The sequence below is a fragment of the Asticcacaulis biprosthecium C19 genome (genome assembly GCF_000204015.1).
Taxonomy (GTDB): Bacteria; Pseudomonadota; Alphaproteobacteria; order Caulobacterales; family Caulobacteraceae; genus Asticcacaulis; species Asticcacaulis biprosthecius.
In genome coordinates this window covers 170,321-183,315 of record NZ_GL883081.1, presented here as the reverse complement: position 1 = coordinate 183,315, position 12,995 = coordinate 170,321, and the positions used below count along the sequence as shown (strand labels likewise).

Genomic DNA, 12,995 nt, shown 5'->3' with positions numbered 1-12,995 from the left:
AGAATCAGATTGGCGCTCAGTTTTTAATGAGCGCGCCATGACCCTGCCTGTCCAAAAGCCTATCCGAAACTATGACGTGGGCGAATTGCGCCGTCTCGACCTGGCGCACCATCTGCCGGCGCAATCGGATTACAAATTGCAACGCGAACTGGGCGGGTCGCGCATCATCACCCGTGCCGAGGGCTGCACCATCACCGACGCCGAAGGCAAGTCGCTCCTGGATGGTATGGCCGGGCTGTGGTGCGTCAATGTCGGCTATGGCCGAGACGAACTGGCGCGCGTTGCCTATGAGCAGATGCTGGAACTGCCCTACTACAACACCTTCTTCAAGACGGCGACACCGCCGCCCGTGCGGCTCGCGGCCAAAATCGCCGAGAAGATGCAGGCTTCCAATCCGGCCCTGACCCACGTCTTTTTCAATTCATCGGGTTCCGAGGCCAATGACACCATCTTCCGTCTCGTCCGCCACTACTGGGCGCTGAAGGGCCAGCCGAAGCGCAAAATTTTCATTTCGCGCAAGAATGCCTATCACGGCTCAACGGTAGCCGGTGCGTCGCTGGGCGGCATGACGTTCATGCATGAGCAGGGCGATCTGCCGATTCCTGGCGTAGAGCATGTGTTGCAACCCTATCAATTTGGTGAGGGCTTCGGCGAAGATCCGGACGCCTTCGCGACACGTGTCGCCAATTCGATCGAGGAACGTATTCTCGGCGTCGGCGCGGAGAATGTCGCCGCCTTCATCGGTGAGCCGGTTCAGGGCGCCGGCGGCGTTATCATTCCTCCCGACAGCTATTGGCCCAAGGTCGAGGCCATTTGCCGCAAGTATGGCATCCTGCTGATCTGTGACGAAGTCATCTGTGGCTTTGGTCGACTGGGTCATTGGTTCGGCCACCAGCATTGGGGGATCAAGCCCGACCTGATCGCCATGGCCAAGGGGCTGTCGTCTGGATACCTGCCGATTTCCGCTGTCGGCGTGTCGAGCGAGATCGTCAATACCCTGGTCGAACACGGTGGTGATTTCGTGCACGGCTATACCTATAGCGGCCACCCGACCTGTTGCGCCGTGGCCCTGGCCAATATCGAGATCATGGAAAACGAAGACCTGATCGAACGGACCCGCACGGTTACCGGGCCTTACCTGGCCAAGGTGTTAAAACGTCTTGAGAACCACCCGTTGGTCGGAGAGGCGCGCTCAATCGGCCTGATCGGGGCGGTGGAAATCGTCTCTGAACCGGGTACTAACAAGCGTTTTACCGGCAAAGAGGGCACGGCAGGACCGATTGTCCGCGACCTGTGCATTAAGAACGGTTTGATGGTTCGCGGTATCCGGGACAGCTTGGTCATGTGTCCGCCGCTCATCATCACCGAAGCGGAAATTGACCGCCTGGTCGACATCCTGCACCAATCGCTGAATGAGGCTGAACCGGTTCTGCGGGCCTTGTAGGCGCTTGCATCCCAGGCGCGAACAGGTCATCTATCGCCTATGAAAAACAACATAAGCTGGCTCTTCATTGGCCTGCTCGCCGCTTTTGCTGCGACGGGCTTTCTTCTTGCCCTGGCGCCGGATCTCGCCCTCCTGACGTTTGTATTCGTGCTGTTGGGCTGGCTGATCAGCCTGTGCCTGCACGAATATGCCCATGCTCTTGTGGCCTCGAAGTTCGGTGACTACACCGTCGCCGGCAGTGGCTACCTGACCCTGGACCCGCGCCATTATTTTTACGGCCCGACGTCGCTGATCCTGCCGATTATTGCTCTGGTCATGGGTGGGATAGGCCTGCCAGGCGGGGCGGTCATGATTCGCACCGACCTGATCCGCAAGCGGTGGCATCAGTCGGCTATTTCGTTGGCTGGGCCCGCGGCGACACTGATCTGTGCGGTTCTGGTCTATTTCGGCGCCGTTGCACTGCAGGGGCTGCCGGCGCTTTTCGTCTCGCTGATGGTCCTTTTTTTCTTCCTGCTGACGGCCTTTATCCTCAACATGTTGCCCATTCCCGGCCTGGATGGGTTTGGCGCTATCAGCCCGTATCTGCCCCAGCGCTGGCGAAACGCTGTTTCGCCACAGGTGAGCGGGCTGATGATTGTCGCGCTGCTGGTCCTGGTGTTCTTCTTTGGCTATCGCATCATCATGCCGATCATGCTGGCGATTACCGGGGCGCTCGGGATCGACCTGGCGCCCGTGTTCCTGGGACTCGGCCGTTTCCGCCTGTGGTAAATCAACACCTTACGATGTTTGTCATTTGAACCGCTGCAATGAAGCGTCCAAGGGTTACACACATGTGTAACGGCGTTTTCATTCGGGAGTTTCCATGACGCAGTCGATTCAAAATCTTTCCCGCCGTGCCGCCCTGACGGGGCTGGCGGGTACTGCCGCTTTCGTCGCCGCTCCGGCATTTGCGGCCAAGAAGGACAAGGCGCCGCCGTCCGTCACCATTGGATCGGCGGCCGACGGTCTGGCCAATGCCGATGCCTTGCTTGCCCGCTACGGCAAGTTTGCCCTGCCGGAAGGCGGGCGCATCGCTCCCCCATTCTTCAGTGTCGAGTTGGTTGAACAGGCCGGTAAGGTCGTGGAAGATCGCTCTTACCGCTCCGGCGCGGTCGCCGACTCGACCTTTGTCGTTGAGGGCGTCAACTCGCAGGCGGTGCAGGCGGCCGTCGACCGGCTTTACACGGACTTTCTCGCCGGTCTGACGGCCAGCGGCTATGTGCTCGTTCCCGACGCCGAGGTCGAGGCCAGCGCAGGCTGGCAGAAGCTCAAGCCGAGCTTTCAGCCGTCGCCGTGGCAGACCAAAACCTCTGGAAAAGGTAAGTCGACCTTTTATGGGCCGACAGGGAAAGGCATTTATGTCTCTTCCCAGGACACCCGTTTCAGCGGCGTGTCGGTCGCTCTCGGATTTGGTGACACCATGGGCAGGGCCTTCGCGGAACAAGCCATTCCGGCGCAGATATCGGGGGCACTTATGGGCGTCGAGTTGGCCGTTGGCTTTGTCGACATCTCCTCAGAAGGCGGTGGCAAATATTCCAACCTGTTCGGCAGTGGCTCGGTCAGTATCGACGGCAAGGCGGTCATGACGATTATCCCCAGTCGGACGAAGCTGTGGTTCATGCCCAATCCCGTCCCCAGCCAGGGGCGTCAGGAGTTGTATCTCGACCGTGTCGTGGTACCCGCGACAACCCCGATCACAGCGTTCAAGGACGTTACCTCACGCGGAGAAAAGTTGGGTGACGTGGCGGGCACGATGATTGGCATGTTGGCGGGTGGCGGCAAGAGCTATTCGACTAAGACTTTCCAGGTCACGCTCGACCCCGAAGCTTTTCCAGCCACACTCGAAACCACCTTGGCGGGCGTGACGGGCGCAATGCAAAAGCGTCTTGCTGAACTGCCCTCCGCGCCAGCCGGTAACAAACGCTCCTGATCGGTCGGCGCTATCTATGGTGCCTTCTGGACGATGACGCCGTACCAGCCCAATCCCTGATAGGTTTCGTATCCCGGGGTGCGGTGGAAGGCGGTGACTGTGCCGTCCGGTTCGGTGTAGTGGCCGTGGTCGCGGCCTTCGGTCTTCAGGTTCAGGCTCTCGTTCAACGAGGCCTTGCCCTGAGAGTCGGCGATGATACGGCTGCGGGCGTCGACCAGCATGACGCGGGAACGTTTGCGATCGTCGGCGGAAAGTCGCGCACCTTGCGTAATGGCCTGAGCCTGGGGCGCCCAGTCGAAGTGGATGCCGAGCACACCGAGCAGCTTGCCGTCGGCGTCGCCGTTCTTACGGACGCCGGTTGCGTAGGTGGCGACCTGGGCACCCCCGAGCCACGGATTGGCGGTGACGTCGTCGACAGCAAAATCATTGCCCGTTGCAAGATTTCGTGATTTCTGGAACCATGGAAGGTTGGCGACGCTTCGGCCGGTGACGTCGTAGGTCTGCGGCCGGCCATTGGCGATGACATGGCCGTCGAGGTCACACAGCCACAGATCGAGATAGACCGTGTAGGCGTCGAGGATGACGCCCAGACGTTTGGAGGCGTGATGGCAGGTTGTCGTGTCGCGGCTTTGAGCGGCGTCGACAAAGGCGGAGTCGGTTGCCCACCAGCGGACGTCGCACGTCCGTTCATACAGATTGCGGTCGATCAGTTCGATGGCATTGTGTGCCAGGTCGGTCAGGCGGTTGCCCTGGCTGGCCAGCGCCATGTCCTGGGTCAGTTTCTCCAGCGCATTGATTTCGCCCAGAAGCTCGACCGCCATGTCCTTGGACAGGGTCTCGACACGGCCGGAGATGGCCTTTACCTCGTCGGCGACGACGCCGAAGCCGGCGCCCATCTCGCCGGCGCGACGGGCTTCGATCAGGGCGTTTAATGCCAGCATGCGCAGCACCGTATTGACGGAGCGGATATCGTTGACCTTGCCCGACATAATCGCCCGGGCACGGGAGGAGTGGGCGATGATATCCTTTAGACTGACGCTGGCCTCTTGCACAGTAATCCCTCCAAACGATTGCACCGCACAATGAGTAGGTTTTTGAAGGTTAACGCAAACTTAAAAATGGTATTGCGCGAAACGGAATTCACCTATTCCGTCGCGTGCTGTCTAAAGCCTGTCGCGTAGCGCGTAATAGCTCAACCCGGCCACGAGCGCGGGCCAGCGCAGCATGCGGCCGCCGAAGAAGGCGGGGGTGGGAAGGCGGCTCAGCAGGTCGATGTCGCGCGAATCACCGGTCACGGCGCGGGCAAGAAGTTTGCCGAAATAGGGCGCCAGGACAACGCCTTGGCCGCTGTAGCCGGCGCTGACCAGGACGTCAGGCGCCAGCCGGCGGACGAAGGGGGCGCGGGTCATGGTGATGGCCAGGGTGCCGCCCCAGCCGTGGGTGATCTCGACGTCGCTGAGTTGCGGGTAGACTTTCAGCATGTTGCGACGGACGAAGGCCTTGATATCCTTTGGGAACCAAGGGGTGTAGTTCTCGCCGCCGCCAAACAGCAGCCGGTTGTCGGGCGTACGGCGCCAATAGTTGACGACGAAGCGTGAGTCCGCGGCGGCGTAGTCGCTGGGCAGGATGGTGTTGTCGGGCAGCGGGGCGGTGACAAGGATGAAGTTGTTGATCGGCATGACCCTGGCGTCGATCTGTTCGCTGAGGCCTTCCATATAGCCATTGCCGCAGATCAGCAGGCGTTTGGCCTTGACACGGCGGCCGTTGGTCAGGGTGAGGCTGGTGCCTTCGTAGCGAAGGACGCGGCTGTCTTCATAGAGGTTGGCGCCTCGGGACTGGGCGGCGCGGGCCATGCCCAGGGCCAGTTTCAGCGGGTGGAGATGGCCGCCGCCGGCGTCGACCAGCCCGCCGTGATAGACGTCCGTGCCCAGTTCGGTGGCGGTTTGGGATTTGTCGAGGAAGGACAGCTTGTCGTAGCCATAGCGGCTGCTGACAAAGTCGGCATAGGCGCGGTCATCGGCTTCGAAGCGCGGCTTGTGCCAGGCATGGACCAGGCCGGGTTTGAAGTCGCAGTTGACGGCCTGATCGCGAATAAGAGCGTCGAGGTGGGCGCGGGCGTCCATGGCCATGGTCCAGAACTGGCGCGCCATGTCTTCGCCGAACATCTTTTCCAGGGTTTCGGGATCCAGGCGCTGGCCGGTATGGACCTGACCGCCGTTGCGGCCCGAGGCGCCGGAGCCAATGCGACCGCCTTCGAGGACGGCGCAGTCTATGCCCTGACGCGCAAGCTCCAAGGCGGCGCCCAGTCCGGTATAGCCACCGCCGACGATGGCGATATCGGTTTCGATCTCGCCTTCGACGGTAGGGAAGGCCGGGATATCGGCGGTTTCAGCATACCATGACCCTGCCGGGTGACCCGTATTGGCAATGCTCAGATCTGGCATCACACGTTCAGCAGCAGGAATTCACGTTCCCAGGGGCTGATGGTCTGCATGAAGGTCTCGTACTCGAAGAGTTTGACGCGCGAATAGGCGGTGACGAACTGCGGCCCCAGGATGTCGATGATGGGTTGGGCGCGTTCCAGCTTGATGATGGCCTGGACCAGGGAATAGGGTAGGTCGCCCTGGGGGAGGGTCGAGGCGTCATGGCCGACCGGGTCGGCGGGCTTCAGCTTGTCGACCATGCCGAGATAGCCGGAGGCCAGGACGGCGGCTATGGCGAGGTACGGGTTGGCGTCGGACGACGGGATGCGGTTTTCGAGGCGGCGGTTGGCCGGGTCGGCTGGCGGCACGCGCAAGCCGGCGGTGCGGTTGTCATAGCCCCACTGGGTGTTGACCGGGGCGCCCGACCCCTTGGCCAGACGGCGATAGGAGTTGACATAGGGCGCCAGCAGCGAGGTGATCGCGGGCATGTATTTCTGCTGGCCGGCGATGAAGGAGAAGAAGGCCTCGGTCGGTTCGCCGGTCTTGGGGTCCGAGAATAGGTTCTGCCCGGTTTTCGCGTCGACGATCGACTGGTGGATGTGCATGGCCGAGCCCGGCTCCTGGGCCATCGGCTTGGCCATGAAGGTGGCGTAGATGTCGTGCTCCAGCGCCGTTTCCTTGATGGTGCGCTTGAACATGAGCACCTGGTCGGCCAGTTCCAGCGGATCGCCATGGCGCAGGTTGATTTCCATCTGAGCGACGCCGGATTCGTGGATCAGGGTGTCGATCTCCAGGCCCTGGCTCTCGGAATATTCGTACATGTCCTCGAACAGGGCGTCGAACTCGTTCACCGCGGCAATCGAATAGCCCTGACGGCCGGTCTCCGGTCGTCCAGAGCGGCCGATCGGCGGTTTGAGCGGATAGTCGGGGTCGACGTTCTTTTCGACGAGGTAGAATTCCAGCTCCGGCGCGATGACCGGCTTCCAGCCCTTGGCGGTGTAGTAGCTGAGGACGCGGCGCAGCACCTGGCGCGGGCTCTCCTCGACCGGGCGGCCGTCTGGGTGGAAGGCGTCATGGATGACCTGGGCGGTCGGGTCGTGGGCCCACGGCACGGCGGCCAGGGTGTTGAAGTCGGGCTTCAGGAAGATGTCAGTGTCGGACTGGACGGTGCCAACGACGCCTTCCAGATCAGGATAGTCGCCGGTGATGGTTTGGTAGAAGACCGCCAGCGGAAGGTTCATGTAAGGGGCGCTGAGGAACTTTTTCGACGGCATGATTTTGCCGCGCGCCACACCGGCCAGGTCGGGGATCATGCATTCAATCTCTTCGATATTCTGGTTCATCAGCCAGCCTCTGGCCTCTTCCAGGTCTCGGGCGCCGCGTTTGGCGAACGTCATCTTGTGACGTTTGTTCTTGGATTTCATATAGCTGTCGTGCGACATTTTGATCTCGGGGACTCATGATGTGAACGGATCATGACACTCAACCGAGCATTTGGGAATGAACCAAATACGACCCAAGGTCCGCGGATGAACCGCCGGAGTATCGTGAGATTGTGATCACAATATGCCAGAGGAAAGGGAGAGAGGCAAGCCGTGACGGAGATCATTGCCATCACAGACCCGTCAGATGTGCGGCTTAGGCTGTATCGCGACGTCAAGGACCGCGACCTGACGGGGCGGGAGGGGCTGTTTATGGCCGAGGGCCGGGTGGTGATCGAACGGTTGTTTGTGTCCCCCTGGTGCGTTTGTATAAGTGTGCTAACGACGCCCGATCGTTTGAAAATGCTGGATATTTCTCAGGCTGGGGATGTGCCTGTCTATGTTGTCGATCAGGCGATTATGGATCAGGTCGCCGGATTTGCCATCCATCGTGGTTATCTGGCTCTGGGGCGATATTCCGGTCCTGCGGGTCTGGGCGAGGTTTTGAAGCCGGGCAGGGTGCGGGTGCTTGCCCTGTCGACGATCGCCAATACCGACAATATGGGCGGGTTGATGCGCAATGCGGCGGCGTTCGGAGTCGACGCGGTGCTTCTGGACGCGGCCTGTTGCGATCCGCTGTATCGCAAGGCCATCCGCGTCAGCGTCGGCGGGGTATTTCAGGTGCCGCATATCCGGGTGCCGAATCTGGTTGAGGCTTTGACGGCGCATGGCGTGGCGCCTTATGCGCTGAGTCCGTCAGGGGCGGTTGTGCTGGATGACGTGGCGCCGGCAGAACGATCGGCCTTCCTGTTCGGGGCGGAAGGGCCGGGATTGGCGCCCGAGGTCATGGCGGCATGCACGTCCGTGCGGATCGACATGCACGGCGGGTTCGACAGCCTGAATGTGGCAACGACCAGCGGGATTGTGCTGTATCATATGTGCCGTTGAGGGGGCAATATGCTGATTGAGGGACTTTTCTGAAAGTGGCCTTCAATAAGCGACGTTGTTGGCTGTTTTTTGATCTCCGAAAGTTTTAATGCTACAGGTTGAGCTACGCCCACGGCCAAGCGAATCTTACGCCTTTGTCGCAATTCATTTTTTTGTTTGAAATATATAGCAAATACCTTGAAGACAACGACCCACAATTGAATTTTCCAATTGATTCTCCAACGTAGACTATGGCTTAAGTCCCGTGAGCAACGCTTTATCACAATTCGAGATGGCGACGATACTGGTCGTAGACGACACGGACGATATTCGCGAACTACTGGAAATTTCCTTGGCACTTCGAGGCTTCCATGTGCTTACGGCAGATGGTGGCCGCCAAATGGATGCTATTCTGGCTTCCCGGAGAATAGACCTTATTGTTCTGGACGCCATGATGCCGGGCGAGGACGGACTGTCAATTTGCAAACGTGTCTCGAGTGCCAAGGGGCCGCCCATAATCATGCTCAGCGCGCGCGGTGAGGACATTGATCGACTGAAGGGTTTGGAAATAGGGGCACAGGATTATGTTTCGAAGCCATTCAATGCCGACGAACTTGCGGCACGTATCCGCATCGTCATAGGCAGGCATGCCGTCAACGGCGCGCCGGGCGCCGGCACCACGAGGACCCATTTTTTCAATTGGAGCCTGGACACCGTTTCGCGGATTATGATCGGCCCCTCGGGACATCAGATGATCTTGTCGCAAGCCGAGCTCGCAGTGATGCGGGTTTTCCTTAACCATCCCGATCGCCCCCTAAAACGCGAGCAAATTCTCTCCGGTATGGCGGATCTTCATGAGCACACAACGCCTCGTGCTCTGGACGCTGTCATATCTCGTTTGCGGAAGAAGCTTAATGACGCTTATCCCGAAGGCGCCAAAAAGGAGGAATTGATCCGAACTGTCTATGCGGTGGGCTACATGTTCCGGCCGGAGTTTAAGCGCTGAATACCGATAATTTGCGAAATGCCTGATCGCCCCATGGAAAAAATTAATTGAAAGCCGCTATTTTAACCATGGCTTGGAGAGTTGAGCGGTATCCTCCAAGTTCACTTTTTGTCGAGGCCCAAAATGTCGATCTCAGAACGATTTGCTATTACTGAGAAAGGTTCTGGCACCACGCCCATGATCTTTATTCATGGCTATGGGTGCGACCAGAATATGTGGCGGCTCGTCACACCCCACTTTGAGCCAAATTTCCGAGTCATTCTGTACGATCAGATCGGCGCGGGTAATTCTGACGCCTCGGCCTTTGTAAAGTCCAAGTACGCTTCCTTACAAGGCTACGCCGACGATCTCATTTCCATATGCGACGCTCTGAACTTGAGCGGGATTACGGTCGTCGGCCATAGTGTCAGCGGCATGATTTCGCTGCTCGCCGCGAAGAAGCGCCCTGAACTCTTCGAACATCTTATCATGGTTGGTCCTTCGCCCTGCTATCTTGACGACGGCGCCTATCAAGGCGGCTTCACCCGTGAATCTCTGGAAGAACTGCTGGAATTTCTCGAGATAAATCATCGTGGCTGGTCCGCGCAAATGGCGCCGGTCATCATGGGGAATCCCGACCGGCCCGAGTTGGCCCTGGAGTTGGAATCCAGCTTTTGCCGCACCGACCCCGAAATAGCGCACCATTTTGCCAGGACGACGTTTCTATCGGATCACAGGTCTGATCTCGATGGCGTGGCGACCCCGACACTCATTCTACAGTGCGATGAGGACGCCATCGCGCCCTTGACGGTTGGCGAATACATGCAAGCGACCATGCCAAATGCCCAACTTGCTTTGATTCATTCCGAGGGACATTGCCCGCATATAAGTGCGCCAGACCTCGTCGCTGAAACGATTCGAAATTACCTCAGAGCTGAACCCTAAGAGTTTCGATATTCCATTGATCAAGCCAGCGGAAGCCCCTTACCTAAATGACGACGCTGAGCTTTTTGATCTGGCGCCCTGCGGTCTGGCGCTCTGTGACGTGGGCGGGCACATCCTGCGCTGCAATTTTGCCTTCGCGGCCATGGCAGGTAAAGCCACTCATGAACTGACCGGGGTAAGCCTGAGAAGGCTTCTGACGCGGCCCTCTAACTTCGTGATGGGATCTCATGTTCTGCCACCTCTTGCTCTTACGGGAAGTGTGCATGAAGTCGAACTGGACATTGTCGGACCTGACAATATTAATGTGCCCGTGACGGCTAGCGCAATGCGACGGCTCAAGAATGGCGCCAGCGTCGACATGTTTTCGTTCATGCCAGCCAAGGGGCGCAGGGGGTTCACGCAGGAATTCCTCCTGGCGAAGAGCCTTCTGGACCGCCGGCAAGCCTACCTCGACCTTGCCGAGAAGCTGGCCAAGGTGGGACACTGGCACGTCGATCTTAAAACCACGCAATCGACCTGGTCGCCGGAGGTATATGCAATACACGGCTGTGATCCGGCGGGGTACCAACCCAATCTTGATGATGGCATCAGCTTTTACCACCCAGACGACAGAGCTTCCGTGGCAGGCGCCATTGCCGAAGCTTTGGAATCTAAGGCAACCTTTAGTTTCCGAAAGCGCCTGATACGGCGCGATACGGGTGATGTTCGCATTGTCGATTCCGTTGGTCTTGGCGAATTCGACCATGCCGGTCAGGCTGTAGCGATTTTCGGCGTTTTTAAAGATGTCACCGATCTGGTCGCCGCCCAGGTCAAGCTCGAAGAGAGTGAAGCGCAGTATCGTCTTCTGGCAGAGCGATCCAACGATATCGTCGCCCTCTTTGATCTTGAGGGAACGTTCCAGTACCTCTCGCCGTCAATCGAGGAAATTTTGGGATATCGTCCGGACTCGTTTGTCGGCAGGTCAACCCGGGATCTCATTTACGCCGAAGACTATGATCGTACCCTTGCTGTCTTCGCGACCTATCTTCGTGAGAGGGATTGGAAGCGTCCATTGCGGGTGCGCTATCGCGTTCGACATGCCAATGGCGCGTTGCGTTGGATGGAGGCTAACCCTCGTCCGATTTTTGATGCCGCCGCCGACAGGATTATAGGCTTTCAGGATGTCGTCCGCGACGTCACTGAAACGGTTGAAGCGCTGGAGCGCATCCAGGCCAGTGAAACCCGCCACCGCCTTCTGGCTGATCATATGCCGGGAATGGTGGCGTATTGGGACAATACCCTGGTATGTCGGTTTGCAAATCGCGCCTATGAAGAATGGTTCGGCCGAACCGCCGAGGAGATGATCGGTCTCGATATGCCCAGCTTGATGGGCCCTGAGCTCTTTGCCCGAAACGAGCGCTATATACTGGGGGCGCTTGCCGGGGCGCAGCAGAGCTTTGAGAGGGCCCTGACCAAGGCAAATGGTGCGACGGGCTATACGTGGGCGCAGTATCTTCCTGATCGCGATGAAAACGGTGCTGTGCGTGGTTTTTACGTCCTGGTTACCGACATCACGGCATTAAAAACCAAGGAACTCGCACTTGAAGAGGCCAACGCAGCCTTGGTCGTAGCCCGAGAAAAGGCAGAAGTGGCGGCGGAGGCCAAGGCAAATTTCCTTGCGACAATGAGCCATGAAATACGAACCCCCCTCACCAGCATTATCGGGTTTTCCGGTCTCATGGCAGATCTCAACCCTGAAGGAAGTGAAAATGCTCGGTACAGCCAGAGAATTTATTCCGCAGGTCACAACCTGCTGACGTTGATTAACGGCATTCTTGATCACGCCAAGATGGATGCCGGTCAGCTTCGCCTCAAACCGACGGCGTGCAACGTCGCCTCAATTATCGACGATGTGACCGGCCTTCTCACCGTCCAAGCCAAAGCAAAATCACTGGATCTCCGCGTCGATGTCGCAGATGACTTACCGTCAGCCATGTTGCTGGATGAGATCCGGTTCCGACAAATTCTTCAAAACCTAATCGGTAACGCCATTAAATTCACGGTTAAGGGGCATGTCGAGGTTAAGGCGGTACCTATTGCGTCCGCTGAAGGTGCTACTTTGCGAATAGCGGTCTCCGATACCGGCCCGGGGATTAGCCTTGAGGGGCAGGCCCAACTGTTTAAGAAATTCAGCCAAGTCGATCGCAAAGCGGGCGAGACGCAAACTGGCACTGGCCTTGGTCTCTTGATTTGCCGTCAACTGGTCGAGTTGATGGACGGGGCTATCAACGTGGAAAGTACAGTCGGTCATGGGACAAGTTTCATTGTTGACATCCCGATCAAGCGAGATGCCGAGATGGGGCAAAGAGAATTTGTTCCCGACGAGGACAATGCCCAACTGATGACGCACAACCGGATCCTGGTCGTTGACGACGATGATGCCAGCCGTGAATTTGTCACGACTGTTTTAAGGTCAGAAGGCTACGACGTGATGACGGCGGACAATGGCGATAAGGCTATGGGGGTCGCCATCAGGCATAGTTTTGACCTGATTTTTATGGATATTAACATGCCAGGGATGGACGGATATCTTGCTACCGCGGGCATTCGAATTTCAAATGCGCGCAATTCCGTCGTCCCTATTATTGCCCTCACAGCAAATCCTGCAGACGCGCAACAAAGATCCATCGACGCCGGAATGAACGATGTTGTCGCAAAGCCGGTGAAGCCCGCAACGCTTTTGACGACCGCGGCGCGATGGCTCAGTCATCAAAAAGATAGGTAATACCAACCCACGATGACCTTCACTCATTGTGGGTTGGCATGGGCGCCAAACAACGCTTCCTGGCCGCCCGAGCTTACGCGAGGAGCCTTCGGGGCCGCCCATGCGTCGGCGCTCGAG

General features: G+C 58.4%; 10 protein-coding genes. 7 read left to right on the top strand and 3 right to left on the bottom strand.

Annotated features, from left to right (window positions below; all coding sequences use genetic code 11):
• Positions 1-37 precede the first annotated feature (37 nt).
• The 3 genes from ABI_RS22865 (at position 38) to ABI_RS22855 (ending at position 3,413) form a co-directional block, all read left to right on the top strand.
• Positions 38-1,444 carry an aspartate aminotransferase family protein gene (locus ABI_RS22865; protein ID WP_006275453.1) on the top strand — a complete coding sequence of 469 codons (1,407 nt, stop codon included), beginning with the start codon at positions 38-40 and terminating at the stop codon, positions 1,442-1,444.
• A 39-nt stretch (positions 1,445-1,483) separates the two neighbouring features.
• Positions 1,484-2,212, top strand: coding sequence for a site-2 protease family protein (locus tag ABI_RS22860; RefSeq protein WP_006275452.1), 729 nt, complete (start codon positions 1,484-1,486; stop codon positions 2,210-2,212).
• A 94-nt stretch (positions 2,213-2,306) separates the two neighbouring features.
• Positions 2,307-3,413 (top strand): hypothetical protein, encoded by a 1,107-nt coding sequence (locus ABI_RS22855; protein ID WP_006275451.1) that lies wholly within the window; start codon positions 2,307-2,309, stop codon positions 3,411-3,413.
• A gap of 14 nt (positions 3,414-3,427) precedes the next feature.
• On the opposite strand, the gene ABI_RS22850 is transcribed toward ABI_RS22855, so the two are convergent.
• The 3 genes from ABI_RS22850 to ABI_RS22840 all read right to left on the bottom strand — a co-directional run bounded on the left by ABI_RS22850 (position 3,428) and on the right by ABI_RS22840 (position 7,260).
• Complete coding sequence (locus ABI_RS22850) at positions 3,428-4,465, bottom strand: methyl-accepting chemotaxis protein (RefSeq protein ID WP_006275450.1); 1,038 nt, start codon at positions 4,463-4,465, stop codon at positions 3,428-3,430.
• Positions 4,466-4,576: 111 nt separating this feature from the next.
• Positions 4,577-5,857, bottom strand: coding sequence for an NAD(P)/FAD-dependent oxidoreductase (locus ABI_RS22845; RefSeq protein WP_006275449.1), 1,281 nt, complete (start codon positions 5,855-5,857; stop codon positions 4,577-4,579).
• Positions 5,857-7,260 carry a glutamine synthetase family protein gene (locus ABI_RS22840; RefSeq protein ID WP_006275448.1) on the bottom strand — a complete coding sequence of 468 codons (1,404 nt, stop codon included), beginning with the start codon at positions 7,258-7,260 and terminating at the stop codon, positions 5,857-5,859. The genes ABI_RS22845 and ABI_RS22840 overlap by 1 nt, the downstream gene beginning before the upstream one ends.
• A gap of 171 nt (positions 7,261-7,431) precedes the next feature.
• On the opposite strand from ABI_RS22840, the gene ABI_RS22835 reads away from it, so the two are divergent.
• The 4 genes from ABI_RS22835 to ABI_RS24070 all read left to right on the top strand — a co-directional run bounded on the left by ABI_RS22835 (position 7,432) and on the right by ABI_RS24070 (position 12,878).
• Positions 7,432-8,205, top strand: a complete 774-nt coding sequence (locus ABI_RS22835; RefSeq protein WP_006275447.1) for a TrmH family RNA methyltransferase — start codon at positions 7,432-7,434, stop codon at positions 8,203-8,205.
• A 244-nt stretch (positions 8,206-8,449) separates the two neighbouring features.
• Positions 8,450-9,190: a response regulator gene (locus ABI_RS22830; protein WP_006275446.1), complete on the top strand. Its 741-nt coding sequence runs from the start codon at positions 8,450-8,452 to the stop codon at positions 9,188-9,190.
• A 123-nt stretch (positions 9,191-9,313) separates the two neighbouring features.
• Positions 9,314-10,114: an alpha/beta fold hydrolase gene (locus tag ABI_RS22825; protein ID WP_040310005.1), complete on the top strand. Its 801-nt coding sequence runs from the start codon at positions 9,314-9,316 to the stop codon at positions 10,112-10,114.
• On the top strand, positions 10,059-12,878 hold the full coding sequence (locus tag ABI_RS24070; protein ID WP_157139087.1) for a PAS domain S-box protein: 2,820 nt from the start codon (positions 10,059-10,061) through the stop codon (positions 12,876-12,878). Before ABI_RS22825 ends, ABI_RS24070 begins: the two co-directional genes overlap by 56 nt.
• Positions 12,879-12,995: the final 117 nt, after the last annotated feature.

Excerpts from the sequence above, each read along its gene's own strand:
- ABI_RS22860 (WP_006275452.1), top strand. The coding sequence starts at position 1,484 with ATGAAAAACAACATAAGCTGGCTCTTCATTGGCCTGCTCGCCGCTTTT.
- ABI_RS22845 (WP_006275449.1), bottom strand. The coding sequence starts at position 5,857 with ATGCCAGATCTGAGCATTGCCAATACGGGTCACCCGGCAGGGTCATGG.
- ABI_RS22865 (WP_006275453.1), top strand. The coding sequence starts at position 38 with ATGACCCTGCCTGTCCAAAAGCCTATCCGAAACTATGACGTGGGCGAA.
- ABI_RS22840 (WP_006275448.1), bottom strand. The coding sequence starts at position 7,260 with ATGAAATCCAAGAACAAACGTCACAAGATGACGTTCGCCAAACGCGGC.
- ABI_RS22855 (WP_006275451.1), top strand. The coding sequence starts at position 2,307 with ATGACGCAGTCGATTCAAAATCTTTCCCGCCGTGCCGCCCTGACGGGG.
- ABI_RS22825 (WP_040310005.1), top strand. The coding sequence starts at position 9,314 with ATGTCGATCTCAGAACGATTTGCTATTACTGAGAAAGGTTCTGGCACC.